The organism is Roseburia sp. AM59-24XD, assembly GCF_003478445.1.
GTDB lineage: Bacteria > Bacillota > Clostridia > Lachnospirales > Lachnospiraceae > Jutongia.
This window is the reverse complement of sequence record NZ_QUET01000002.1, coordinates 105,038-129,928: the sequence shown is the minus strand read 5'-3', so window position 1 is coordinate 129,928 and position 24,891 is coordinate 105,038. Positions and strand designations below refer to the sequence as shown.

Sequence of the window (24,891 nt, the reverse complement as noted above, 5' to 3'; positions counted from 1 at the left end):
ACATGTAACAATTGCGAGGGTAAATGAGATCACCGTTCTCATTTAAGGGGTATTGGTCATACCCTGCGTCAGGATCGGTCAATCCGCAAAATGACTGCGAATGCGCATAGCCCGTTAGTATTTATAATCAGGAGGTAATTACAATGAATTTATCAACACTCAGACCAGCAGAAGGCTCAAAGCAGAGCAACAATTTCAGAAGAGGCCGTGGCCATGGATCAGGAAACGGTAAGACAGCAGGTAAGGGACATAAGGGTCAGAAGGCACGTTCAGGTGCTCCACGTCCGGGTTTTGAAGGTGGTCAGATGCCACTGTACAGACGTATTCCTAAGAGAGGTTTCACAAACATCAACTCTAAGGAGATCGTTGCAATCAATGTAGATAAGCTTAACAAGTTTGAAGACGGTGCAGTAGTTACTGTAGCTGCTTTACTTGAGGCAGGTGTTATCAGTAATCCTAAGGATGGAGTTAAGATACTCGGAAATGGAGAATTAACTAAGAAGCTTACAGTTCAGGTACATGCATTCAGTAAGAGTGCTGCTGAGAAGATTGAGGCTCTTGGTGGAAAAGCTGAGGTGATCTAAGGATGTTCGAAACAGTCCGCAATGCATTTAAGATTAAGGATTTGAGGAAAAAGATCCTCTACACACTCTTCATTCTTGTCGTAGTGCGTATCGGATGTCAGCTTCCTATCCCGGGTGTAGATGCCGACTACATTTCACAGTGGTTCGCAGATCAGAACTCCCTGGATTTCTTTAATCAGTTGACCGGTGGTTCCTTTGAGAAAATGTCTATTTTCGCACTGAACATTACACCGTATATCACATCTTCCATTATCTTACAGCTGCTCACGATTGCAATTCCTCGTCTCGAGGAGCTGCATAAGGACGGCGAAGAGGGAAGAAAGAAGATTTCTGAGTACACGAGATATGTAACAATCTTACTTTCTCTGATGGAAAGTGCCGCAATGGCAATCGGTTTTGCCAGCCAGGGTCTCCTGACAGGTGGAGCTACATTTACATCCATCACAGTTTGTATCGTATCCATGACAGCAGGTTCTGCTCTTTTAATGTGGCTTGGTGAGCAGATTACAGAGCATGGTGTTGGAAACGGTATTTCAATCATCCTGTTATACAACATCGTGTCACGTATGCCTGAGGACATGAGTTCCCTGTTCAACAAGTTCGTCAAGAACGCTTCTACAACAGTGAACAGTCTGCTGGCTGCTGTTATTATTATCGGAGTGCTTGTAGCAATGGTTGTTTTCATCATCTATCTTTCCGATGGTGAGAGAAGAATCAGTGTACAGTATTCTCAGAAGACAAGAGGCCGCAAGCTTGTTGGCGGACAGTCTTCACATATTCCGCTTAAGGTAAACACAGCAGGCGTTATCCCGGTAATCTTTGCCGGATCCCTGTTCTCAATGCCTATTGTTATCGCAAACTTCGCAGGTCTTCAGCCGGCATCCGGTGCAGGCGCATCTTTATTCCAGAAGTTCCTCAAGGTTCTGAACCAGAACGCATGGTGCAACTTCGAGAGCTTTGGCGAGTTTAAGTATACATTAGGTCTTGTTGTATATATTGCATTGATCATTTTCTTTGCTTACTTCTACACATCAATCACTTTCAATCCACAGGAGATTGCCATGAACATGAAGAAGCAGGGAGGATTCATTCCGGGTATCCGTCCGGGAAAACCGACGATGGATTATTTGACCAGTGTACTCAACAGCATCATCTTCATTGGTGCGACAGGTCTGTCAATCGCTTCACTTGTTCCGATTTTCTTCTCGGGAGCATTTGGTGCTGATGTATCTTTCGGTGGAACATCAATGATCATTATCGTAGGTGTTGTTATCGAGACATTGAAGCAGATCGAGTCACAGATGCTGGTTCGTCATTACAGAGGTTTCATCAGCGAGTAATTATCGCGTATTGTCTTTTGTGATGACTGCATAAGAGATATGGAATCCCCGCACCCAGGCGCAGCCACTGCCCGGATGTGGGGATTTTTTCAGAAAAGAGGGACAATATGGAAAAACCAATCTTATATATTGTGATACCTTGTTACAACGAGGAAGAAGTGTTGCCGATCACCAGTGGGGAATTTCTGGCGAAGATCAATTCGCTGGCATCGAAGGACAAGATCAGTGAAGACAGCCGTGTGCTTTTCGTCAATGACGGAAGCAAGGACCGGACCTGGGAGATCATCAAAGAGCTTTCCAAAGAGGACGAACACTATATCGGAATCTCGCAGAGCCGCAATCGGGGTCATCAGAATGCTGTGCTGGCGGGACTCATGGAGGCGAAGGACAAGGCGGATATTACGATCTCCATCGACTGTGACGGACAGGATGACATCAATGCGATGGACGATATGGTGGATGCGTATCTGGACGGCTGTGAGATTGTTTACGGCGTCCGCAGCAAGCGTGATACGGATACGTTCTTTAAGAGAGCGACAGCGCAGGGATTTTACAAGCTGTTAAATGTCATGGGGGCAGAGGTGGTCTATAATCATGCCGATTACCGTCTGGTGTCCTCCAGAGTGCTGCATGAGTTTGCAAATTTCAAGGAGGTCAATCTGTATCTGCGCGGCATGTTTCCGCTGGTGGGCTTCAAAAGCACAAGCGTGTATTATGAGCGCCACGAAAGGATTGCCGGTGAGAGCCATTATCCGCTCAGTAAGATGCTGGGACTTGCCTTTGACGGTATCACGAGCCTGAGCATCAAACCGATCCGGATCATCACCGGGATCGGCACCTTTATCTCACTGCTCAGCTTTCTGGCGATCATCTGGACGTTTATCATGTTCTATATGAAGCACAGCGTGGTCGGCTGGGCAAGTACAATCAGTATTATCTGCTTCATTGGCGGTGTGCAGCTGATCTGCCTCGGTGTTCTGGGCGAGTACATCGGCAAGATCTATATGGAAGTCAAGCACAGACCTCGTTACATCATCAGTGACAGAACAGAAGACGACAAATAAATATCCGTCTGCAGGCGGTTGGAGATGTGCAAAATACCGGTTCGCAGGCGGTCACAAAAAACGGTTGAAAAATAAACCGCCTTGGAGTATCATATACTATAGACGTCTTTTTGAAGATGTGAAGGGTATGATACACGTGAAAGGAGAATATATTCATGAAGATTATTATGTTGGGGGCACCAGGTGCCGGAAAGGGAACACACGCTGGCAAGATTTCAGAGAAATATGGCATTCCTCATATTTCCACCGGTGATATTTTCCGTGAGAATATCAAGAACGGTACAGAGCTTGGAAAGAAAGCAAAGGGCTATATGGATGCCGGAGAGCTTGTTCCGGATGAGCTTACCTGTGATCTTGTTGTAGACAGAATCCACCAGGACGATGCAAAGAACGGTTATGTACTCGATGGATTCCCAAGAACCATCCCTCAGGCTGAGGCGCTGACAAAGGCTCTGGCAGCTACCGGTGAGAAGGTTGATTATGCAATCGAGATCAATCTTGCAGATCAGGTGATCATTGATCGTATGAGCGGTAGAAGAGTATGCTCCTGCGGTGCAACCTATCATATTGTAAACATTCCTCCAAAGAAAGAAGGAATCTGCGATAAATGTGGTAAGGAGCTTGTGATCCGTAAGGATGATGAGCCTGAGACCGTTAAGAAGAGACTGGAAGTATATCATGAGCAGACAGCTCCATTGATCGACTATTATAAGAATGAAGGTATTCTCCGTGTTGTCGATGGAACAACAGGACTTGAACAGGGCTTCAAGGACATCTGCGCAATCCTGGATGGTGAGCAGTAAATAGAATCACACCGGCGGATTTCCAGCCGTGTCGGCGCGACGACTAAAAATTCATTATAAAGATGAGGAAAGAAGGCATAATATGTCAGTAACAATTAAATCAGAACACGAAATTGAACTTATGAGAGAGGCCGGAAGAATCCTGTCCATCGTTCATCAGGAGATGGCAAAGATCATTCGTCCGGGCATATCCACCATGGACATCAACCGCAAGGGCGAGGAAGTGATCCGTAGCTATGACTGCATTCCGTCCTTCCTGAATTATCAGGGATACCCGGCATCCATCTGTGTATCCGTCAACGATGAGGTCGTTCATGGCATTCCTAATAAGAAGAGGATCCTGCAGGAGGGCGATATCGTCAGTCTTGATGCGGGTGTTATTTATAAGGGGTATCATTCCGATGCTGCCAGAACGCATGCAGTCGGACAGATTTCCGAGGAGAACAGACGTCTCATCGATGTGACGCGCCAGAGCTTCTTCGAGGGCATCAAGTATGCCAAAGCAGGTAACCACCTCTTTGAGATTTCCAAAGCAGTTCAGGATTTTGCAGAGGCAAACGGATATGGAGTTGTACGTGATCTGGTTGGTCATGGTGTAGGTAAGGATCTCCATGAGGAGCCGCAGATTCCGAATTACAAACCGATCGGACGCGGTATGAAGCTTCGTCCGGGTATGACACTGGCGATCGAGCCGATGATCAATATCGGAACCTGGGAGGTATGGGTTCTTGAGGATGACTGGACCGTTGTAACACAGGATTCTCTGAACTCCGCACACTATGAGAATACGGTCCTGATCACCGAGGGTGAGCCGGAGTTATTATCTTATCCGGAATGGGATCATAATTATGAAACAATAAAGGCGTAAGAATGGAGGAAATATGTCAAAGGAAGATGTAATAGAAATTGAGGGTATTGTTGTAGAGAAGCTGCCCAATGCAATGTTTAAGGTAGAGCTGGAGAATGGTCATCAGGTACTGGCTCACATCAGCGGAAAGCTTCGCAAGAACTTTATCCGTATTTTGCCGGGCGATAAGGTGACAATGGAAATGTCTCCGTACGATCTGACAAAGGGACGTATTACCTGGAGAGACAAATAACCGGTACAGCCGGTAGGATGATCGGAGCTGTCCACAGCGTATATTGTGGACGGCTCCGTTTTCTTTTTGAATAATATGAAAAAAATAAAAAGTTTGTCTTGCAATGCCTAAAATTTTATGATATAGTGGTTAATGGACTTTTCTGAAAGGAGGTTATTGCTGTGAAAGTTAGATCTTCAGTAAAACCGATTTGCGAAAAATGTAAGGTCATCAAGAGAAAGGGTCGCGTCAGAGTAATCTGCGAGAATCCTAGACACAAACAGAGACAGGGCTAATGAGAGAACGGAAACCAAAGCATATCACTTTGGCTTTTCTGTTGTTAAAATAGAACTTGCTTTCTGTAATTATAGTGCGTTTTATAACATGCGCACTGTGACATTGTGGATGGAGTGATTACCCATCTCATCACGGCTATGTGTCATTTCATAGCAGGATGGTCCTGCCACGGCAGATGATGACTGCGGCGTAGATCGATCGTCAATTCGCAGGCGATCCCGAGGGACAGCAATAGGGCTGTCATAGTGAAAAATGTCTATGCAGTGGGATTACAATTTAAAGCGGCTGAAGATGAAGGAACCATCTATTCCCTCATCGAAATCACTGAAAGCATGGGGATTCCCATGTGACCGGCAGCGTGGCTGCCACGAAACTCATTGTAAAATAGAAAATTAACGGAGGTGTAAAGTACACATGGCTCGTATTAGTGGTGTAGATTTACCAAGAGAGAAACGTGTAGAAGTTGGTCTTACCTATATTTATGGTATCGGACTTACCAGCTCAAAGCGTATTTTGGCAGAAGCTAATGTCAATCCTGACACACGTGTCAAGGATCTTACGGACGAGGAAGTTTCCCGTATCCGTGATGTCATTGACGAGACACAGACAGTAGAGGGTGATCTTCGCAGAGAGATCGCAATGAACATCAAGAGACTCCAGGAGATCGGATGTTACAGAGGTATTCGTCATAGAAAGGGTCTGCCGGTTCGTGGACAGAAGACAAAGACAAATGCCAGAACTCGCAAGGGTCCTAAGCGTACTGTCGCTAATAAGAAAAAGTAATTTAGGTAGGAACAGTTAGACACTCTACCAAAATCTAACTAGGAGGGTTTGATAATGGCTAAAGTAGCAACAAAGAAGGCAACAAAGAAGCGTGTCAAGAAGAATGTCGGACATGGACAGGCACACATTCAGTCTTCCTTTAATAATACAATCGTTACGCTTACAGATTCAGAAGGAAATGCTATTTCCTGGGCAAGCGCAGGCGGATTAGGATTCAGAGGATCCAAAAAGTCAACTCCATATGCAGCACAGATGGCTGCAGAGACAGCAGCAAAAGCAGCTCTGCCACATGGTTTGACATCTGTTGACGTTATGGTTAAGGGACCTGGTTCAGGCCGTGAGGCAGCAATTCGTGCACTGCAGGCATGCGGTATCGATGTAACAAGCATCAGAGACGTAACACCTGTACCACATAATGGATGCCGCCCACCGAAGCGTCGTCGTGTTTAATCAATGATTACCAGATTAGGAGGATATAGAAATGGCAAGAGATATGACGCCTGTACTGAAGAGATGTAGAGCTCTTGGTATCGAGCCTGCATACATGGGACTTGATAAGAAGTCTAAGAGAAATGTTCGCGCTGGCAGAAAGCCAAGTGAGTATGCATTACAGTTAAAAGAGAAGCAGAAAGCAAAATTCATCTACGGTGTACTTGAGAAGCCGTTCAGAAACAATTTTGCAAAGGCACAGAAGTTAAAATACGGTACAACCGGTGAGAACCTTATGATTCTCCTTGAGCTGAGACTGGACAACGTAGTATTCCGTATGGGATACGCACGCACCAGAAAAGAAGCTCGTCAGATCGTTGGACACAAGCATGTACTTGTAAACGGCAAGTGTGTAAACATTCCATCTTACACAGTTAAGCCGGGCGATAAGATCGAGATCAAGGAAAAGGTTAAGGGATACCAGAGATATAAAGATGTTCTGGAGACTACCGAAGGCAGACTGATCCCGGATTGGCTTGAGGCTGATCATGAGACTCTGACTGGTACGGTTAAAGAGATTCCTACAAGAGAGCAGATTGATGTTCCTGTAAATGAAGTGCTTATCGTCGAGTTATATTCTAAGTAATAACCGGATAGCATGTGAGCATAAACCCAAAAGGAGGGTCCTGGAGTGCTTGATTTTAAAGAACCAAATATTGAGATTGTTGAGATTTCAGAAGATAAGAAATATGGACGTTTTGTTGTAGAACCTCTGGAAAGAGGATACGGTACGACTTTGGGTAATTCTCTCAGAAGAATTATGCTTTCATCATTGCCGGGTACAGCTGTTAGTCATATTAAGATTGATGGCGTCGTTCATGAGTTCAGCTCCATTCCTGGAGTAAAAGAAGATGTTACAGAGATCATCATGAACATCAAGAGTTTAGCAATCAAAAACAACAGCGACTCCGATGAAGTTAAGACAGCATATATCGAGGCTTCCGGCGAAGGCGTAGTTACAGCAGCAGACATTCAGGTGGATTCCGATATCGAGATCGTTAATCCTGATCAGGTGATTGCTACACTGAGTGGCGGTCCTGACTGCAAGCTCTACATTGAGATGACGATTGTCAATGGACGTGGATATGTCAGCTCTGATAAGAACAAGAGAGATGACCTGCCGATCAACGTGATCGCCATTGACTCGATCTTCACTCCGGTAGAGAGAGTAAATATTCAGATAGAAAATACTCGTGTTGGTCAGATTACAGATTATGATAAGCTGACCCTTGAGATATTCACAAACGGAACAATTGAGCCAAGCGATGCCGTAAGTCTGGCAGCAAAGGTGCTCAGCGTTCACTTGAACTCATTCATCAACCTTTCAGAGAATGCAAAGAAAGCAGTAATCATTGCACCATCTGAGGAAGATGACAAAGAGAAGGTTCTCGAGATGAACATTGACGAACTGGAGCTTTCCGTTCGTTCTTACAACTGCTTGAAGAGAGCAGGTATTAACACGGTTGAAGAGCTGTGTAACCGTACATCAGAGGACATGATGAAAGTAAGAAACCTCGGACGCAAGTCACTGGATGAGGTTTTAGCAAAGTTAAACGAATTAGGTCTTTCTCTGAATTTAGGAGAGGATAATTAGGAGGTAAGCAAATGGCAGGCTATAGAAAACTTGGAAGAACTTCCAGCCAGAGAAAAGCGTTGCTTCGTAATCAGGTAACAGATCTGCTTTACTACGGAAAGATTATTACTACAGAGGCTAAGGCAAAGGAAATTCGCAAGATTGCAGAGGGAATCATTGCATTAGGAATCAAGGAGTGCAATAATTTCGATACCGTAACTGTTACTGCAAAGGTAGCACGTAAGGATAAAGACGGCAAGAGAGTAAAAGAAGTTGTAGACGGTAAGAAAGTAACTGTTTATGACAATGTTGAGAAGGAGATCAAGAAGGATCAGCCTTCAAGACTTCATGCCAGACGTCAGATGCAGAAGACTCTGTACAAGATCACAGAGGTTCCTGCAGATGCACAGGGTCGCAAGAGCGGTACAAAGACAGTTGATGTTTCTAATATCGTACTGGATGAGCTCGGACCAAAGTATGCAGAGCGTAACGGTAATGGTGGTTACACCCGTATCGTAAAGATTGGTCAGCGTAAGGGTGATGCTGCTATGCAGGTACTCATCGAGCTGGTATAATTGAATTTTTGAAAACAGAGGGCGTGCATGATATGTGCACGCCTTTTATAGTATATACGGGAAAGGCGGTAGAACAATGCAGCCGATAATTGACGCAAAGGATCTGGTACATGAATATTCCAGACGCGATGAAGAGGGAAATGTGACCGGAATTACCCGGGCGCTGGATGGCGTTTCCATGCAGGTAAAGCAGGGGGATCTCATTGCGGTGCTTGGAGCCAACGGCTCCGGTAAATCGACCTTCGCAAAGCATCTGAACGCTTTGCTGACACCGACCGAGGGCACGCTGTATGTCGGAGGAATGGAGTGCGGAGATCATACAAAGGATCTTGACATCCGCAAGACGGTCGGTATGGTATTCCAGAATCCGGATAATCAGATCATCGCCAATGTGGTTGAGGAGGATGTCGGCTTCGGGCCGGAAAATATCGGTGTTCCGACGGAGGAGATCTGGGAGCGTGTTGCAGATGCGCTCAAGACTGTCGGCATGTATGAGTATCGCTTGAATTCGCCGAATAAGCTTTCCGGTGGACAGAAGCAGAGAGTTGCCATTGCGGGAATCCTGGCGATGAAGCCGAAGTGCATCATTCTGGATGAATCGACAGCTATGTTAGATCCCGGTGGGCGTAAGGCCGTGATCGATACGATCACGCGCATCAATAAAGAGGAGAATATCACGGTCATTCTGATCACACATTACATGGAAGAGGTAACCGGAGCGGATTATGTTTATGTGATGGATTCCGGAAAGGTTGTAATGGAAGGAATGCCGCGTGATATTTTTGCCAGAAGTGATGAGCTGGAAGAATTTCGTCTTGCGGTACCGGAGGCTGTCCGGGTGGCGATGCTTTTGAGAGAGAAGGGCATCGAGCTTCCGAAGGACATTCTCGATGCCGGGGAGCTTGTCGATGCGGTGATGAAGCTGCAGGCGTGAAGTGATTGTATGAATGCTGCGATGAGGCTGCAGGCGTGATGTGATTGTATTGTTGCTGCGATGAGACTGCAGGAGCAATGTGAGCGTGTCGATGCAGTGAATGACATGAGAGACTACGCAGCTATTATGTAGACGCTGGGTGTCGGTGGACGAGTGTGTTCATGGACGGATCACTGTGCATGGAAAGGATAAAAGGTGAATGAACATGTCGATTCGACTGGAAAATGTGAATTACATCTATGGGGAAGGCTCCGGACAGGAGAAATGGGCATTAAAAAATATCAATCTGGCGATTCATGACAGGGAATTTATCGGGATCGTGGGTCACACCGGCTCCGGTAAATCAACGCTGACCCAGCTTTTGAATGGATTGGAGAAGCCGTCGTCCGGTACGATCTACTATAACGATGAGGACATTCAGGCGGATGGCTATGAACGACGCAAGCTCCGCCAGAAGGTAGGACTTGTCTTTCAGTACCCGGAGCACCAGCTTTTCGAGGTGTCCGTGATCAAGGACGTGGAGTTTGGCCCGAGAAATCTGGGACTTTCCAATCTGGACGTTGAGAAGCGTTCCTTTGATGCATTAAAGCAGGTCGGACTCAGTGATGATCTGTTAGATGTGGCGCCATTTGCATTATCCGGTGGGCAGAAGCGCCGCGTGGCGATCGCCGGTGTGCTTGCGATGCAGCCGGAAGTGCTGATCCTGGATGAGCCGACAGCGGGGCTTGATCCGGCAGGGCGCACGGAGATTCTCGAGCTTTTAAAGAAGCTGCATGAGGAAAATAATATTACGGTGATATTAGTTTCTCACAGCATGGATGATGTGGCACGGTATGCCGGAAGAATCCTTGTGATGAATCAGGGAGAGCTTGTGCTTGACGGAGAACCGCAGAAGGTATTCCGGTATCGGGACGAGCTGCGCAAGATCGGTTTGGATGTTCCGCAGTCAACCAATATATTGTACGAATTACGGGACAGAGGAATGGCAGTAGGAACAGAGGGCATCACGCCCGAACAGGCAGCAGAGTGTATTGCAGATAGTTTGAGGAGGCAGTCATGATCAGAGACATTACAATCGGACAGTATTATCAGGGCAGTTCCCTGATCCACAGACTGGATCCGCGCCTGAAGGTAGTCGGTGTACTGGTCTATTTGATCTCGCTTTTCTGCTTCCGCTATGTGATTGGTTTTCTGGTGGCAGGCTTGTTTTTCGCGCTGGTGCTGCACCTGTCGAAGGTGCCGTTTCGCTATGTGATCAAGGGTCTAAAGCCGATTCTGTTTCTGCTGATCTTTACGGCGGCGCTGAATCTTTTGTGGACGCCGGGAGAGACAATCTGGAAGTTTGGTATCCTGAATCTGACCCGCGAGGGAATTTATAAATGTATCTTTATGGCACTTCGTCTGATCCTTCTGATCATCGGATCCTCCATGCTGACGCTGACTACAACGCCGAATCAGCTGACGGATGCCATGGAGCATCTGCTGGGACCGTTGAAACGTTTTGGGGCACCGGTCCATGAGGTCGCAATGATGATGAGCATTGCGCTGCGTTTTATTCCGATCCTTCTCGAGGAGACGGACAAGATCATGAAGGCGCAGATGTCCAGAGGCGCTGATTTTGAATCCGGCAATCTGATGCACCGTCTGCACAATATGATCCCGCTGCTGGTGCCGTTATTTATCTCGGCGACAAGGCGCGCCAATGAGCTGGCCTATGCGATGGATGCCCGCTGCTACAACGGCGGCGCCGGACGTACCAAGATGAAGCCGTTAAAATACAATCCGAGAGATTATAAGGGATACGCAGTGCTTGTGCTGTACGTTATTGTACTGATCCTTGTGACAAGGACAGTTGCAATCTGACGATCTTTGACGGGATTATATTGGGATTTCTGGGAAAGACCCGCTCTGAGATTTTATTGGCACTATAAATGATTATTAGATGGAACAGGATAGAAGCTATGAATCAGAAAATGACCACACAGACAAAAATGACCCGTAGAATACTTCTGCGGGTCGCTTACGATGGAACGAATTACCACGGCTGGCAGCTCCAGCCCAATGCGGCAACAATCGAGGGAGAATTAAACCGTGCGTTGTGTGCGCTGACCGGCGAAGAAATTGTCGTGACCGGGGCAAGCCGGACGGACGCCGGCGTGCATGCACTTGGCAATGTTGCCGTGTTTGATACGACATCGAGGATCCCGGCGGAGAAGTTTTCGTATGCGCTGAACCAGAGACTGCCGGAGGATATTGTGATCCAGTCCTCCAAGCAGGTGGCGGATGACTTTCATCCGCGTCACTGTGACTGCCGCAAGACCTATGAATACGATATCTTAAACCGGACATTTCCGCTGCCGGCATACCGTAACACCGCATATTTCCTGTATGGAACGCTGAATATCGAGGCAATGCGCCGGGCGTGTCAGGCATTTCTGGGAGAACATGATTTCGCGTCCTTCTGCGCGGCGGGAGCACAGGTGCAGACAACCGTTCGGACGATCTACAGCCTTGAGGTAGAATGCCGCCCGCTGACGGAGGCAAACGTCGGATCAGCCGATCAGCTTCTGACGATCCGCGTCAAGGGCAACGGCTTCTTATATAACATGGTGCGGATCATTGCCGGCACTCTGGTAGAAGTTGGCAGAGGTCACATCAAACCCGAGGAGGTTGCAGGTATTATTGCCGCGAAAGACCGGGCAAAAGCAGGACCGACCGCTCCGGCAAGAGGACTGCGACTGGTAGAGATCGAGTACAGAAAAAATCAGTGATAAATATCGCGAAAGTTGCATTTTGTATTTATAGTATATTGATGCGGCTTTCGCGATTGTCAGTTTTTAACAGGGTTTGCAGGGAAATAGGAGTTGCTTATGATATAAGGAGTGTGTTATACTTAAATGAGTTATGTAACTGATAGTAGAGGGGTTTTAGAGAAAATGGACAAGATAAAAGAATTGTATGCATATAGACAGATGTTGATTTCTCTTGTAAAAAAAGATTTACGTGGAAGATACAAGGCATCTGTTTTAGGTTTTTTATGGACATTTATAAATCCATTGCTCCAGCTGCTGGTATACACAGTGGTATTTTCTGTCGTTATGCGTGCAGGAATTGAGAAGTTTTATATTTTTGTCTTCGTGGCATTGGTACCATGGATCTTTTTCAGCTCCTCATTGACAGGGGGAGCCAGCATTATCGTAATGAATCAGGACATGATCCAGAAGATATATTTTCCGAGGATCGTGCTGCCGATCTCCTATGTGACAAGCTGTTTTGTCAACATGCTGTTCAGCTTTATTGTCATTTTTGCGGTACTGCTTGTCACAGGCTATGGCTTCAATTTTACGGCATGCCTGTTTTTACCTTTGATTATGGTCATAGAGTATATTTTTGCATTGGGACTGGCACTGATCACTTCGGCATGCACGGTGTATCTGAGGGATCTCGAGCATATACTTGGTATTGTGTCTATGGCATGGATGTATATGTCGCCGGTGGTATATCCGCTTTCCTTCATTCCGAAGAAGCTGCAGTCGATTTTCCAGTTAAATCCGATGGCACCGATCATTACAGCGTATCGTGACATCTTATATTATAAGCAGATTCCGCAGCTGCAGACTCTTCTTATGGCAACCGTGACAGGAATTATATTTGTCGGCGTGGGCTGTTTTGTGTTTGAACGGCTGCAGAGAGGCTTTGTAGAGGAATTATAAGAAAGGCATGACGGTGATATGAAGAACGAAAATTCAATTGAGCTGGTGAATGTAAAAAAGAAGTTCAAGATATACGCAGATAAGGGAAACAGCATGAAGGATAAAATGCTGTTCTGGAAACGAAATCAGTATGAAGATCACTGGGTGCTGGACGATATCAGTTTTTCCATCAAGAAAGGAGAAGCTGTCGGACTGATCGGCAGTAACGGCTGTGGAAAAAGTACGACGCTGAAGCTGATCAACAAGATCATGTATCCAACGGACGGAAAGGTAAAGGTAAACGGTCGTGTTTCCAGTCTGTTGGAACTTGGAGCCGGTTTTCATCCGGACATGACCGGACGAGAGAATATATACACGAATGCCTCCATTTTTGGTATGACGAAAAAGGAGATCGAAGAAAAGATCGATGATATTATTGCATTTTCGGAGCTGGATGAGTACATTGACAATCCGGTCCGGACATATTCCTCAGGAATGTATATGCGTCTTGGATTTTCTGTTGCCATCAATGTCAGAGCAGATATTCTGCTGATCGATGAAATTCTGGCTGTTGGTGATATGAGCTTTCAGAAGAAATGCTTTAAGCGTCTTAAAGAAATTAAAAATGCAGGAACTACAATTGTGATCGTATCCCATGCACTCGGACAGATCGAGCAGATCTGTGACCGCTGTATCTGGATCGATCATGGCAAGATCAGCAAGATTGGAAAGCCGATGGAGGTTCATGCCGAGTATCTAAAGGAGCTGGAAAAGAGATCACAGCGCAGGATGCAGGCGTTAAAGGGTGAAACGGGCTCAGGAAATGACCAGAACACATTTTGCGGCAGGGAAGTTATCCGTTCCGGTTCAGGAAAGTTGTTTTTTACCGGAGTCGAGCTGTTTGACCGGGAAGGAAACCGGGAGAGTGTGTTTCAAACCGGAGAATATATGAGGGTAGAATATACATTTACTGCGGCAAAGGAGATTCATAAGGCAGAGTTTGCAGTGCGGATCTACGGGGAGGATGACACCCATTATTACGGCAGTACAAGTCTTATCGAGGAAAGCTGCACGGAGGAGATCCAAGGCAAAAGCAGATTTGTCATAGAATTTGATAAACTGGAGCTGCTGGAAGGTGATTTTATGCTGGATGTGGATGCATTGGATGAAAATGGTGAGGTGCTTGACAGGATCCATGACACCATACGTTTCTGCATACAGAATACAACAGGAAGAACGGGAATCTGCAATATGAGTTCCAAATGGAAACTGGAGTGAAGAAATGAACAATAACCAAGAACTTTCGAAGATTCATATTTATTTGCGGACAAGCAAGCTGTTTTATATTCCAAGAAAATGCTATGCGATTGTGCTGGGAATCCGCAAACATGGAATAAAGGCACAGATGAAATGGGTGCATGGAAGAATCCGTGACAAGATTGCCCAGAAGAACTATTACAAATGCCTGCAGATCACTCCACAGGAGCGTCAGAGGCAGAAGGAACAGCAATACGAAACAGCAACCTGCTCAGTATTCTGGTGCCGTTATATAACACACCGGAGAAGTTTTTGCGGGAAATGATCGAGTCTGTACAGAATCAGACATATGGAGACTGGGAGCTTTGCCTGGCGGATGGAAGCGATCAGGAGCACACAGAGGTTGGAGCGATCGTAAAGGAATATCAGCAGAACGATAAGCGTATCCGGTATCAACAGCTGGAGAAAAACGGCGGTATCTCCGAGAATACCAATGCATGTCTGGCGATGGCGTCCGGCGATTATGTCGTGCTGTTTGATCATGATGATCTGCTGCATGAATGTGCACTGTACGAATTGAAAAAGGCGGTGGACGAGCAGGGGACAGATTTCATTTATACGGATGAGGCAGTCTTTTCCAAGGATTTCCATAAACCGGACAGCTATCATTTCAAAACGGATTTTGCGCCGGATGATTTAAGATCCAACAATTATATCTGTCATATCACATGCTTTGCCATGAAACTGATGGACGAGATTGACGGACTGTTTCGGACGGAATATGACGGAAGTCAGGACTTTGATCTCGTACTGAGGCTGACAGAAAAGGCGAATAAGATCGTTCATATTCCGAAGGTGCTTTATTTCTGGAGGAATCATGCACTGTCGGTCGCTTCCGATATTTCGGCAAAGACATACTGTATTGATGCAGGAAAGAAAGCGGTGAAGTCTCATTTAGAGCGCATGGGGATCAGCGGATCGGTGGAAAGTTCAGAGATTTATCCGGTCATTTACCGCGTGAAATATCAGGTTCAGGGGAGCCCGCTTGTTTCGATTATTCTGTCGGAGGATCATGCGAATGCCGATAGTGCGAAGTGTGAACAGAGCATACGAGAAAAGACCACATATTCCAATTATGAGATTTTGATACGCCGGGCAGAAATGACATGGAATGAGACGGCAGCAAAGGCAAAGGGGGAATATCTGTTGTTTCTGGACAGTGACTGTATCTGCACGCAGGAGTCCTGGCTTGAGGAGCTTTTGGGCGTGGCGCAGCGTGAGGAAGTAGGTGCTGTTGGTGCGGTTGTCAGTTATCCGAAGGGCGTGATCCGGGATGCCGGTATCACCTTAGGGGTAGGATATTATAATCTGGGAAGTTGTAATTTTTATCTTCTCAATGATGACCATTCCGGTTTTTGGGGGAATTTTTATTACATGCATAATGTGTCAGCAGTATCGGATACCTGCATGCTCGTACGCAAAAAATATTACGACATGGCAGGTGGAATAACTCCAACTGTTGCACCAACCGTGACTCCGATGGTCACACCGACTGTCACACCGGCACCTGTAAAATCACCAATTCTCAAGGTTGGTAAGTATTCTCTGTATCTTGGAATGACACTTGCACAGGTCAATGAAGTGATGGTAGTTGGAACAGTTGATGAGGGCTTATCTCCACAGGGCAACCAGTCCTATGTTTACAATCCGGGCGGAGATTATTCCTGCCTGATTGAAGTACAGATCCGTGATGGTAAGGTGGTTGAAATGTCCACGATCTCCAAGAATTTTAGTTACGGAGATATCCTGACATCCGGCGACAGTTTTAGTACATTGACATCGAATGGTTTCCGGTCGATGAGTACTTATCAGTACACGATCTACAGCCAGACAACAGATGATGCATATGTCAATGTAATGACAGATAAACAGAGAGATAAGAAGGCATACGGTGTTCAGATCTTTGATAAGGGACTTGGTTCGATGGATTCACTTTTGTATCCAAAGAATTGTACCTATTCTGATGCAGTTAATAAATATCAGGCACGACTTTCCGCACTGTATCTGAATGCATACCGTGCTTATCATGGAATCGAAAGTCTTCTGAATTTAGGAGATAATGCGACTGCTCAGTCACACAGCGAGTATATGGCAAAGGTCAACAGCGATGTGATGGATGAGGGCTCTGAAAGCTGGAAGGATCGTTTTAATGACGCATATGGTGATCCATTGTGCAAATCAGAGTATGTATCCTATGGCAGCCGGATGCATTTTCGGCAGTCACCTATGCGGTCTCCGAACAGGGATCCACAACGAAGTTCTATCAGTATATATTGATGGAAGAAGTGACAAATAAAAATGGAGACACCTTCTATATTCCGGATGATTATGAGTTGTATATCTCCTGTGGTTTTGCCAACACGACAAGTGGAAGCAAGCTGACATTTACAGCATTTGATTTTTACGGATTATAGGATTATTATTTGACTGGGGGAGCAATTCCCCAGTCAATTTTAAATGAGCGGCTGACGCCGTGATCACAGAATGACAGATATCAGGAGGCATCTATGGGAAAAGAAGTAAAAACAAACGCAATGCGCATACTGGACCGCCAGAAGATTCCGTATCAGTTAAATACCTACGAATGCGGGGAGTTTATTGACGGAGTCACAATTGCGGACCAGCTTGGACAGAGCTATGACATGTCCTTTAAAACATTAGTAATGATCGGGAAGAGCAGGCAGTATTATGTGTTTGCTCTTCCCGTGGATAAAGAAGTTGATATGAAGAAAGCGGCAAAAGCCGTAGGCGAGAAAAGCGTGGAAATGCTGCCGGTTAAAGATATCAACAAGGTGACCGGTTACATCCGCGGCGGCTGTACACCGATCGGCATGAAGAAGCAGTTTCCTACTGTGATTGATGAGAGTGCGGCAGATCTGCCGGAAATGATCGTCAGCGGTGGCAGACTGGGAGAACAGATTATTCTGAAGCCGGAGGATCTTCTGAAGGTGACCGGAGGAAAATTTGCCGATATCATTCGCAAAGAGCAGGATTAAAACGTATACAGAAAGGGGAAAAGGATGAGAAAACGTAAATGGAAACAGGGCATTGCCGTTTTAACGGCAGCAGCATTGGTATTGACAGGAATTACCGTTCCGGGCAGTGCCGGAGCGAAAGCGAAGATCAGGCTGAATAAGAAGAAAGTAACGATCAAGGTCGGAGGAAAGGTGACACTTAAGCTTAAGAACGCAAAGAAAAAAGTCATCTGGAAATCCTCCAAAAAGAAGGTGGCATCCGTATCGGCAAAGGGAATTGTCCGTGGAAAGAGTGCAGGAACTGCGAAGATCACGGCAAAGTCTAATAAAAAGAGCTATACCTGTACGGTGATCGTGAAGGAGAAGCGGGATAGCTTTGTAGAACCGGATGAAACAGAAATGCCGGGAACAACAGTGCCGACTGCAAAGCCGACGGGCGAACCAACGAAGACACCGGTAAATCCGACAAGTAACCCGACAAAAGCACCGGCAAGTGAGGCACCGGTAAATCCGACAAAGGCACCGGTCAACCCGACAAAGGAACCAACGACAGCCCCAACGGCAGCTCCTTCCGGCAATACATTAACGATTGGTAAGTACTCTCTTTCGATCGGAATGTCATTTCAGGATGCGCAGAATATTCTGGGGAGCAAATGTGTGGATGAAGGCATTTCACCACAGGGATACGCTTCGTATATATACAATCCGGGCAATGATTACTCCTGTCTCGTGGAACTTCAGGTCAAGGATGGAAAGCTCGTCGAGTTATCCACGATCTCGAAGAATTTTAACTACGGAGACATCGCTGCAGCCGGCAACAGCATTGCTACACTGAAAGCGAACGGTTTTACAGCGGTAGAAACCTACAAGTACACGATATATTCAAAGACAAGCGATCAGGAATATATCAATGTCATGACGGATGCCCAGAGAGGTGGTGCAGTATACGGTGTACAGATCTTTGATAAGAGTCTGGGATCGATGGACACGCTTCTTTATCCGAAAAACTGCAAATATTCCGATGACATTAACAAGTATCAGGCGCGTCTTACGGCACTGTATCTGAATGCATATCGTGCATACCACGGTGCAGGGCTGATGCAGATCACAGACAATGGTGTGGCACAGGCTCACAGCGAATATATGGCAAGCAAGAACAGTGATGTGATGGACGAAGGTTCCGTAAGTTGGAAGACGCGGTTTGATCAGAATTACAACGATGGAGAGAAGCTCTTCCTGAAGACCGAGTATGTTTCATACGGCAGTCCGGATGCGTTTTCTGCAGTCACCTATGCGATTGCGGAGCGGGATTCTACCACCAATTTCTATAAGTATATATTGATGGAAGAATATGAGGATGAAGCGGTTGATTTCTGCATCGAGTGTGGATTCGCCAATACGGCAAGCGGAAGCAAGCTGACATTTTCGGCATTTGATTTTTATGCATATTAGGCTTCAAGACAGTATCGCGAAAAGTAGAAGTCGTGCTGCTTTGAACGGGGTAAGAAAGGAACAGATTATGAGAAAAATAAAATGGAAACAGGGCGTTGCAGTGTTGGCAGCAATCTCGCTGCTCATTACAGGAACGATGGTTCCGGGAGGTGCCAGCGCCAAAGGCAAAATTAAACTTAATAAGAAAAAGGTGACTATTAAGGTCGGGCAGAAGGTAAAGCTGAAGCTCAAAAACACAAAAAAGAAGAAAGTAACCTGGAAGTCCTCTAAGAAGAAAGTGGCTTCCGTGACGAAAAAGGGTGTCGTAAAAGGTAAGAAAAAGGGAACGGCAAAGATCACGGCAAAGTGCGGTAAGAAGAGATATGTCTGCAAGGTGACGGTCAAAGCGCGTGGTGAGTATCAGGAAAGTATTTATGAAACTGCCAGACCGGGCAGCACACAGGCACCGGGAGCGTCCGCAAAGCCAAGCAGCAAGCCGTCCGTTTCCCCGAGTGCAAAGCCGGGACAGAACGCAACCACCACATCGAACCATGTAAAGCCGACAACGGCAGCCGAGAATACGCTTGCTATTGGCAAATTCAACATTACACTCGGAATGACGAGTGCAGAGGTTGAAAAGGTAATGGGCGCAGCACCGGATAAGACAGGAAAGTCCCCGCAGGGAAACAGCACCTATATTTATAACCCGTCCGGCGATTATACCAACTATGTGGAAATACAGTTCCGGTCCGATAAGGTTGTGGGAATGACTACGATCTCCGCATATTTCTGCTATGCAGATCTTGTTTCTTCGCAGGACAGTGCTGATGTTCTGAAGGGACGCGGCTTCAGCGATATGTCCCGTTTCGATTACGAAGCCGGCTATCAGTATGATAAAGGCAGTGCTTACGTCAATGCATTTGTCGACCATCAGGGAAAGGGCGGTGTTTACGGCGTTCAGATCTTCGACAAGACGCTCAACTCCAAGCTCGATAACCTGATCATACCGAAGAACTGCAGCTATGATGACGCGGTCATGACAGCCATGCAGTTTGAAATGCGTGATTTTGTCAACGTCTTCCGTGTTTTCAAAGGCAAGGAGGCAATGACGGACAGTACCTCCGGCAGTGCACAGCGCCATGCGCTGGAAATGGCATCCACAGGTAAAACCCAGCAGAGCAGCTCTGACGGAACAACCTGGAAGGATCGTTTCAAACAGGATTACGGTGATTATTATATGGCAACGGAATTTGTGGCAGACAGCTGTGTCGATGCATTCAGCTTTGCGGTATATGCTGCGGATACCACAAAGAATATCTCATCCGGTTCCACCTCTACAATCTATCAGTATATGATCAAGGATCAGGATGCCAACGGAGAGGCAGTCTCCTTTAATATTGACTGCGGCTTTGCTTACAACACCGGCAATAAGCTGATCACATTCGGTGTGATCAATCTGTATTGCATGTAATCGCTATGGCGTGGTTCAAGAAAGCTTAAGAGAAAGGAAAGTAAGATCACCATGGGAAAAGCACATGCGGAAGGCTGAAACGCCAGACAGACAATAAATTTCTCAATATGTACGAGATCGATGCGGTCCGCAGGGACGGGGTTCATTTTCCGTATTATATTGCCACCAGGCGGGAGTCCGGAGATCTGATGTATGAGACCGGAACGCTTCGGGCGGACGGTGTCGTTATTTATCCGGTATACCGTCCGGATCCGGGCAAGCTGGTGGTGATCCGTCAGTTCCGCTACCCGGTCAACGGCTATATATATGAAGTTCCGGCGGGGCTTGTGGATGCGGGAGAGGATCCTGCGGAGGCGGCTGTCCGTGAGATGAAGGAAGAGACCGGACTGGACTTTACGCTTTACCGGGAGGGAAGCGATGCTCTGATGCGTCCGTTTGTACAGAGCCAGGGAATGTCTGACGAGTGCGATGTGACGGTGTTTGGATATGCGGATGGTGTTCTGAACCCGGGAGCGCAGGAGGCGACTGAGGATATCGAGGTCTTTCTGGCAGACAAAGACGAGATAAGGCGGATTCTCAGGGAGGAGCTGGTGTCTCTGCGTGCCGCGTACCTGTTTATGATGTTTTTAAACAGCAGCCCGGAGGATCCGTTCGCGTTTTTACATATATAATATAGAAACGTATCGTGGATTTGCTGTACGAAAATGTTTACTAAAACCGGGATTTTATGATATTTTACTGATTTCATGCCGAAAATAAACAACAGCGGCAAAGTGACGTCGGGATTTTGTAGGAAAAGACGAGAAAAAAATATTTTTTCGTCTTTTCCTATTCTTTTTTACAAAAAATGTCCATATAATGTGGTGTTGGACATACTTCCATCACAAAATGTAGTCAAATATGACAAACAAAATAAAAAAATCAAAAAAATACTTGTATAATTTGCCAACATGTGTTATATTGGTCTTACGGAAAAAAGTTGAAGGAACGTTCCTAAACAACGTAATCATTTTCGTAAAGATGGTTACATTTCAAAATGGTGATACCATGATATTTCTGCTGTGGGTGCAGCATAAATATAAAGCAAACAATTTAATTTAGAGGAGGCTTTTTATGAGAAAGAAAGTATTGAGTGTACTTCTGTGTACAGCAATGGCTGCAACAATGTTAACAGGTTGTGGCGGATCATCAGATGACACAACAAAGGACAAAGCAACAAGTGGTGCAACAAGCGGAGCAACATCTGAGAAGGCTTCTAAGGCTGAAGTTTCTGACGGTGGTAAGGTTCTTAACATCCGTGTTTGGAACGAGGAGTTCAGAGATCGTGTCATTGCTCACTATCCGGGATACAAGAAGACTGGTAAGTGGACAGGTCAGATCGGCGATGTTAAGGTTAAATGGACTCAGGTAGCTAACGATGACAACGCTTATCAGCAGGCACTGGATCAGGCACTTCTGAACCAGGCAGATGCTAAGGCAGATGACAAGGTTGATATGTTCCTCGTTGAGGCTGATTACGCACTGAAGTATGTTAACTCTGATTACACTGTAGACGTTGTTAATGATCTTGGTGTTTCTGAGGATTCACTTTCAAATCAGTACAAGTACACACAGGATATCGTAAGAGATTCTAAGGGAGCTCTTAAGGGATCTTCATGGCAGGCTTGCCCGGCTGGTATGATCTACCGTCGTGACATCGCTAAGAAGGTATTCGGTACAGACGATCCTGATAAGATTCAGGAGATCTTCTCTGACTGGGATGCATTCAAGGATGCAGCAGCTAAGCTGAAAGACAAAGGATATCTTGCAACAGCATCTGTAAACGATGCATACCGTGTATTCTCTAACAACGTAACATCTAAGTGGGTAGAGGATGGCAAGATCAACATCGATGAGAACATCAAGACATGGGTTGACATGTCTAAGGAAATGGTTGATAACAAAGAGACATCTACATATGAGCTGTGGTCTTCTGACTGGAGCAAGGGCTTCATGAAGAACGGTAACGTATTCGCTTACTTCGGACCAGCTTGGTTCTTCAACTTCTCTATGAACGCTGCTAAGGACGGTTCCGTTGGTAAGGACGGCGGCTGGGCTCTCTGCAAGGGACCTCAGAGCTTCTATTGGGGTGGTACATGGATCTGTGGTGCTAATGGCACAGATAATTCATCACTTGTTAAGGACATCATTGAGAAGATGACAACAGATGAGTCTATCATGACTGATATCGTTAAGAAGGATAATGATTTCGCTAACAACAAGGCTGCAATGGATAAGCTTTCTAAGGATAAGAGCTTCAAGAATTCTATCCTTGGCGGACAGAATCCACTTCCAATCTTCTGTGATGGTATTGAGAGCATCGACCTCAGCAACCTGTCATCTTATGATCAGGGATGTAACGAGGAGTTCCAGAACGCTATGAAGGATTACTTCGATGGCAATGCTGACTACGATTCAGCTCTGGAGCAGTTCTATCAGGCAGTTGAGACTAAGTACCCTGAGTTGACACACTAATCACACAGGCGTACATAGTGTAACATGAATCTGGATGTGCCTGCTTACGGATGTAGGCAGGCACATTTTATACCTAAAAAAGGGGAGAAAAAGAAATGAGCACATCTCCAAAGAGACGAGGAAAAGTTGAAAAACACAATAAATGGGGATATATTTTCTTAATTCCATTCGTTGTTGTTTATGTTATTTTCCAGTTGATTCCTTTGATCAGTACCATCTATAACAGTTTTTATGAGAACTACCGTTCCGGACTGATTCAGGTCGGACCGAACTTCGTGGGATTGGATAACTACAAGGAATTATTTGCTGGAGGATACTTCTGGTTGTATTTAAGAAATACCCTGATCATGTGGGTACTCGGATTTGTTCCACAGATCATCGTATCATTGATTCTGGGTGCATGGTTCTCCGATATGCGACTGAACCTGAAATGCTCCCGCTTCTTTAAGACAGTTATCTATCTGCCAAACCTGATCATGGCATCCGCATTCTCAATGCTGTTCTTCGCATTGTTTGCAGATACCGGTCCGGTAAATGCAATGCTTACACATGTCGGTGTGATCAGCGAAGCATACAGCTTCTTGTCACACAAATGGAGCGCAAGAGGACTTGTTGCATTAATGAACTTCCTGATGTGGTTTGGTAATACAACAATCCTGTTGATGGCAGGTATGATGGGTATCGATCCATCACTGTTTGAGGCTGCGAGGTGGATGGAGCAACATCTACCCAGGTATTCTGGCAGATTACCATGCCACTGTTAAGACCGATTATGGTTTACGTTTTAGTTACTTCCTTGATTGGTGGTTTGCAGATGTTCGATGTTCCGCAGATCTTGACAAACGGAACCGGTCAGCCAACACAGACCACAATGACACTGATCATGTACTTGAATAAACACCTGTTCAGTAAGAACTACGGTATGGGTGGTGCGTTGTCCGTTGTAATGTTTATTATCACGGGTATCCTGAGCTTGATCGTGTTTAAGGCATTTGCACAGAAAAAGGAGGCGTAACGATGGCGAATTCAAGAACACCAAGTGATGAGATTACAAAAGAGGGATTTGGCATTCATGCGCGTCGTGCGATCGCATACATCTTTCTGATTCTTATTACGATCCTTTGTTTATTTTGGTTCTATGTACTTTTTGTAAATGCGACCAGAACACATAGTGAGATTCAGTTAGGATTCCATGCTCTGCCGGGAACAAACTTCCTGAAGAACTTTGATAACACGATTATTCATGGTTCCCAGCCGGTTTGGAACGGTTTGATCAACAGTGTGGTTATCGCTGCATTCAGTGCCTTATTGACTACATATTTTTCGACAATGACAGCGTATGCACTTCATGTGTATACCTTTAAGTTAAAGAAGTTTATGCATACCTTCATCCTGATGATCATGATGATCCCTACTCAGGTTACCGCTCTTGGTTTCCTGCAGTTAGTGACAAAGATGGGGTTGATGAACAGCTTTATTCCATTGATCGTACCGGCTGTGGCTTCACCGGTAACTTATTTCTACATGAAGCAGTATATGGAATCTTCACTGCCGATTGAGATCATTGAGGCATCCCGTATTGATGGTGCCGGAGAGTTCCGTACCTTCAATCAGATGATCCTTCCTATTATGAAGCCGGCAATTGCAGTACAGGCAATCTTCGCATTTGTAACAAGCTGGAATAACTACTTCATTCCGTCATTGATCTTGACGGATGACAAGAAAAAGACACTTCCGGTTTTGATCGCGAACTTGCGTAGTGCAGACTTTTTGAAGTTTGATATGGGTCAGGTTTACATGATGATCGCGTTTTCTATATTCCCGGTTATCATCGTATATCTGATACTTTCAAAACATATTGTACAGGGTGTTGCATTGGGAAGCGTAAAGGGCTGATGCCCTCTTTGCCTCGGGTAGCGATACCCGGCAGGACCTAATCGTACAATGATCCTCTCTTTCTCATTGTATAT

General features: G+C 45.8%; 26 protein-coding genes and 1 pseudogene. All 27 read left to right on the top strand.

All coding sequences use genetic code 11. From position 1 onward, the window contains the following. Positions 1 to 143 precede the first annotated feature (143 nt). Complete coding sequence (gene rplO / locus DXA20_RS01485) at positions 144 to 584, top strand: 50S ribosomal protein L15 (RefSeq protein ID WP_118559027.1); 441 nt, start codon at positions 144 to 146, stop codon at positions 582 to 584. A gap of 2 nt (positions 585 to 586) precedes the next feature. Then, entirely contained in the window at positions 587 to 1,924 is a 1,338-nt protein-coding gene (gene secY / locus DXA20_RS01480; RefSeq protein WP_118559026.1) for a preprotein translocase subunit SecY, read from the top strand. Positions 1,925 to 2,031: 107 nt separating this feature from the next. Continuing rightward, on the top strand, positions 2,032 to 2,988 hold the full coding sequence (locus tag DXA20_RS01475; RefSeq protein ID WP_118559025.1) for a glycosyltransferase family 2 protein: 957 nt from the start codon (positions 2,032 to 2,034) through the stop codon (positions 2,986 to 2,988). 155 nt (positions 2,989 to 3,143) lie between these two features. Further along, the gene (locus DXA20_RS01470) at positions 3,144 to 3,791 is read left to right on the top strand and encodes an adenylate kinase (RefSeq protein ID WP_022306316.1); all 648 of its coding nucleotides are present in this window, start codon (positions 3,144 to 3,146) and stop codon (positions 3,789 to 3,791) included. A gap of 82 nt (positions 3,792 to 3,873) precedes the next feature. Then, the gene (gene map, locus DXA20_RS01465; RefSeq protein WP_118559024.1) at positions 3,874 to 4,659 is read left to right on the top strand and encodes a type I methionyl aminopeptidase; all 786 of its coding nucleotides are present in this window, start codon (positions 3,874 to 3,876) and stop codon (positions 4,657 to 4,659) included. Positions 4,660 to 4,672: 13 nt separating this feature from the next. Then, the gene (infA, locus tag DXA20_RS01460) at positions 4,673 to 4,891 is read left to right on the top strand and encodes a translation initiation factor IF-1 (RefSeq protein WP_022013568.1); all 219 of its coding nucleotides are present in this window, start codon (positions 4,673 to 4,675) and stop codon (positions 4,889 to 4,891) included. Positions 4,892 to 5,052: 161 nt separating this feature from the next. Continuing rightward, positions 5,053 to 5,166, top strand: coding sequence for a 50S ribosomal protein L36 (gene rpmJ, locus DXA20_RS01455; RefSeq protein ID WP_118559023.1), 114 nt, complete (start codon positions 5,053 to 5,055; stop codon positions 5,164 to 5,166). A gap of 415 nt (positions 5,167 to 5,581) precedes the next feature. Next, positions 5,582 to 5,950, top strand: a complete 369-nt coding sequence (gene rpsM, locus DXA20_RS01450) for a 30S ribosomal protein S13 (protein ID WP_022306314.1) — start codon at positions 5,582 to 5,584, stop codon at positions 5,948 to 5,950. A 54-nt stretch (positions 5,951 to 6,004) separates the two neighbouring features. Next, entirely contained in the window at positions 6,005 to 6,400 is a 396-nt protein-coding gene (gene rpsK / locus DXA20_RS01445) for a 30S ribosomal protein S11 (RefSeq protein ID WP_022306313.1), read from the top strand. Between the two features lie 31 nt (positions 6,401 to 6,431). Then, positions 6,432 to 7,025, top strand: coding sequence for a 30S ribosomal protein S4 (rpsD, locus tag DXA20_RS01440; RefSeq protein ID WP_022306312.1), 594 nt, complete (start codon positions 6,432 to 6,434; stop codon positions 7,023 to 7,025). 45 nt (positions 7,026 to 7,070) lie between these two features. Beyond that, entirely contained in the window at positions 7,071 to 8,033 is a 963-nt protein-coding gene (locus DXA20_RS01435; RefSeq protein WP_022306311.1) for a DNA-directed RNA polymerase subunit alpha, read from the top strand. Between the two features lie 11 nt (positions 8,034 to 8,044). Next, a complete protein-coding gene (locus DXA20_RS01430) occupies positions 8,045 to 8,587 on the top strand; it encodes a bL17 family ribosomal protein (RefSeq protein WP_022306310.1) in 543 nt (180 codons plus the stop codon). Between the two features lie 76 nt (positions 8,588 to 8,663). Further along, on the top strand, positions 8,664 to 9,521 hold the full coding sequence (locus tag DXA20_RS01425) for an energy-coupling factor transporter ATPase (RefSeq protein ID WP_118559022.1): 858 nt from the start codon (positions 8,664 to 8,666) through the stop codon (positions 9,519 to 9,521). A gap of 205 nt (positions 9,522 to 9,726) precedes the next feature. After that, positions 9,727 to 10,581, top strand: coding sequence for an energy-coupling factor transporter ATPase (locus DXA20_RS01420; protein ID WP_118559040.1), 855 nt, complete (start codon positions 9,727 to 9,729; stop codon positions 10,579 to 10,581). After that, positions 10,578 to 11,384: an energy-coupling factor transporter transmembrane component T family protein gene (locus DXA20_RS01415; protein ID WP_118559021.1), complete on the top strand. Its 807-nt coding sequence runs from the start codon at positions 10,578 to 10,580 to the stop codon at positions 11,382 to 11,384. The genes DXA20_RS01420 and DXA20_RS01415 overlap by 4 nt, the downstream gene beginning before the upstream one ends. Positions 11,385 to 11,482: 98 nt before the next feature. Continuing rightward, positions 11,483 to 12,292, top strand: coding sequence for a tRNA pseudouridine(38-40) synthase TruA (gene truA / locus DXA20_RS01410; RefSeq protein WP_243100484.1), 810 nt, complete (start codon positions 11,483 to 11,485; stop codon positions 12,290 to 12,292). Between the two features lie 165 nt (positions 12,293 to 12,457). After that, positions 12,458 to 13,234 (top strand): ABC transporter permease, encoded by a 777-nt coding sequence (locus DXA20_RS01405; protein WP_022306304.1) that lies wholly within the window; start codon positions 12,458 to 12,460, stop codon positions 13,232 to 13,234. Positions 13,235 to 13,252: 18 nt separating this feature from the next. Beyond that, on the top strand, positions 13,253 to 14,491 hold the full coding sequence (locus DXA20_RS01400) for an ABC transporter ATP-binding protein (protein WP_118559020.1): 1,239 nt from the start codon (positions 13,253 to 13,255) through the stop codon (positions 14,489 to 14,491). 183 nt (positions 14,492 to 14,674) lie between these two features. Next, a complete protein-coding gene (locus tag DXA20_RS01395; protein ID WP_118559019.1) occupies positions 14,675 to 16,807 on the top strand; it encodes a glycosyltransferase in 2,133 nt (710 codons plus the stop codon). Beyond that, complete coding sequence (locus DXA20_RS16055; RefSeq protein WP_158577089.1) at positions 16,807 to 16,944, top strand: hypothetical protein; 138 nt, start codon at positions 16,807 to 16,809, stop codon at positions 16,942 to 16,944. Before DXA20_RS01395 ends, DXA20_RS16055 begins: the two co-directional genes overlap by 1 nt. Positions 16,945 to 17,037: 93 nt before the next feature. Next, on the top strand, positions 17,038 to 17,526 hold the full coding sequence (gene ybaK / locus DXA20_RS01390; RefSeq protein ID WP_022305089.1) for a Cys-tRNA(Pro) deacylase: 489 nt from the start codon (positions 17,038 to 17,040) through the stop codon (positions 17,524 to 17,526). 24 nt (positions 17,527 to 17,550) lie between these two features. Continuing rightward, positions 17,551 to 18,957, top strand: coding sequence for an Ig-like domain-containing protein (locus DXA20_RS01385; protein ID WP_118559018.1), 1,407 nt, complete (start codon positions 17,551 to 17,553; stop codon positions 18,955 to 18,957). A gap of 67 nt (positions 18,958 to 19,024) precedes the next feature. Continuing rightward, complete coding sequence (locus DXA20_RS01380; RefSeq protein WP_118559017.1) at positions 19,025 to 20,407, top strand: Ig-like domain-containing protein; 1,383 nt, start codon at positions 19,025 to 19,027, stop codon at positions 20,405 to 20,407. Between the two features lie 107 nt (positions 20,408 to 20,514). Further along, a complete protein-coding gene (locus tag DXA20_RS01375; protein WP_118559016.1) occupies positions 20,515 to 21,078 on the top strand; it encodes an NUDIX hydrolase in 564 nt (187 codons plus the stop codon). A gap of 442 nt (positions 21,079 to 21,520) precedes the next feature. Next, the gene (locus DXA20_RS01365; RefSeq protein ID WP_022305085.1) at positions 21,521 to 22,921 is read left to right on the top strand and encodes an ABC transporter substrate-binding protein; all 1,401 of its coding nucleotides are present in this window, start codon (positions 21,521 to 21,523) and stop codon (positions 22,919 to 22,921) included. A gap of 95 nt (positions 22,922 to 23,016) precedes the next feature. Beyond that, positions 23,017 to 23,936, top strand: a pseudogene (locus DXA20_RS01360) (carbohydrate ABC transporter permease). A 2-nt stretch (positions 23,937 to 23,938) separates the two neighbouring features. Then, positions 23,939 to 24,817 carry a carbohydrate ABC transporter permease gene (locus DXA20_RS01355; RefSeq protein ID WP_022305083.1) on the top strand — a complete coding sequence of 293 codons (879 nt, stop codon included), beginning with the start codon at positions 23,939 to 23,941 and terminating at the stop codon, positions 24,815 to 24,817. Positions 24,818 to 24,891: the final 74 nt, after the last annotated feature.

Excerpts from the sequence above, each read along its gene's own strand:
- rplO (WP_118559027.1), top strand. The coding sequence starts at position 144 with ATGAATTTATCAACACTCAGACCAGCAGAAGGCTCAAAGCAGAGCAAC.
- secY (WP_118559026.1), top strand. The coding sequence starts at position 587 with ATGTTCGAAACAGTCCGCAATGCATTTAAGATTAAGGATTTGAGGAAA.
- DXA20_RS01475 (WP_118559025.1), top strand. The coding sequence starts at position 2,032 with ATGGAAAAACCAATCTTATATATTGTGATACCTTGTTACAACGAGGAA.
- DXA20_RS01470 (WP_022306316.1), top strand. The coding sequence starts at position 3,144 with ATGAAGATTATTATGTTGGGGGCACCAGGTGCCGGAAAGGGAACACAC.
- map (WP_118559024.1), top strand. The coding sequence starts at position 3,874 with ATGTCAGTAACAATTAAATCAGAACACGAAATTGAACTTATGAGAGAG.
- infA (WP_022013568.1), top strand. The coding sequence starts at position 4,673 with ATGTCAAAGGAAGATGTAATAGAAATTGAGGGTATTGTTGTAGAGAAG.
- rpsM (WP_022306314.1), top strand. The coding sequence starts at position 5,582 with ATGGCTCGTATTAGTGGTGTAGATTTACCAAGAGAGAAACGTGTAGAA.
- rpsK (WP_022306313.1), top strand. The coding sequence starts at position 6,005 with ATGGCTAAAGTAGCAACAAAGAAGGCAACAAAGAAGCGTGTCAAGAAG.
- rpsD (WP_022306312.1), top strand. The coding sequence starts at position 6,432 with ATGGCAAGAGATATGACGCCTGTACTGAAGAGATGTAGAGCTCTTGGT.
- DXA20_RS01430 (WP_022306310.1), top strand. The coding sequence starts at position 8,045 with ATGGCAGGCTATAGAAAACTTGGAAGAACTTCCAGCCAGAGAAAAGCG.
- DXA20_RS01425 (WP_118559022.1), top strand. The coding sequence starts at position 8,664 with ATGCAGCCGATAATTGACGCAAAGGATCTGGTACATGAATATTCCAGA.
- DXA20_RS01420 (WP_118559040.1), top strand. The coding sequence starts at position 9,727 with ATGTCGATTCGACTGGAAAATGTGAATTACATCTATGGGGAAGGCTCC.
- DXA20_RS01415 (WP_118559021.1), top strand. The coding sequence starts at position 10,578 with ATGATCAGAGACATTACAATCGGACAGTATTATCAGGGCAGTTCCCTG.
- truA (WP_243100484.1), top strand. The coding sequence starts at position 11,483 with ATGAATCAGAAAATGACCACACAGACAAAAATGACCCGTAGAATACTT.
- DXA20_RS01405 (WP_022306304.1), top strand. The coding sequence starts at position 12,458 with ATGGACAAGATAAAAGAATTGTATGCATATAGACAGATGTTGATTTCT.
- DXA20_RS01400 (WP_118559020.1), top strand. The coding sequence starts at position 13,253 with ATGAAGAACGAAAATTCAATTGAGCTGGTGAATGTAAAAAAGAAGTTC.
- DXA20_RS01395 (WP_118559019.1), top strand. The coding sequence starts at position 14,675 with ATGCCTGCAGATCACTCCACAGGAGCGTCAGAGGCAGAAGGAACAGCA.
- DXA20_RS16055 (WP_158577089.1), top strand. The coding sequence starts at position 16,807 with ATGGAAGAAGTGACAAATAAAAATGGAGACACCTTCTATATTCCGGAT.
- ybaK (WP_022305089.1), top strand. The coding sequence starts at position 17,038 with ATGGGAAAAGAAGTAAAAACAAACGCAATGCGCATACTGGACCGCCAG.
- DXA20_RS01385 (WP_118559018.1), top strand. The coding sequence starts at position 17,551 with ATGAGAAAACGTAAATGGAAACAGGGCATTGCCGTTTTAACGGCAGCA.
- DXA20_RS01380 (WP_118559017.1), top strand. The coding sequence starts at position 19,025 with ATGAGAAAAATAAAATGGAAACAGGGCGTTGCAGTGTTGGCAGCAATC.
- DXA20_RS01375 (WP_118559016.1), top strand. The coding sequence starts at position 20,515 with ATGTACGAGATCGATGCGGTCCGCAGGGACGGGGTTCATTTTCCGTAT.
- DXA20_RS01365 (WP_022305085.1), top strand. The coding sequence starts at position 21,521 with ATGAGAAAGAAAGTATTGAGTGTACTTCTGTGTACAGCAATGGCTGCA.
- DXA20_RS01355 (WP_022305083.1), top strand. The coding sequence starts at position 23,939 with ATGGCGAATTCAAGAACACCAAGTGATGAGATTACAAAAGAGGGATTT.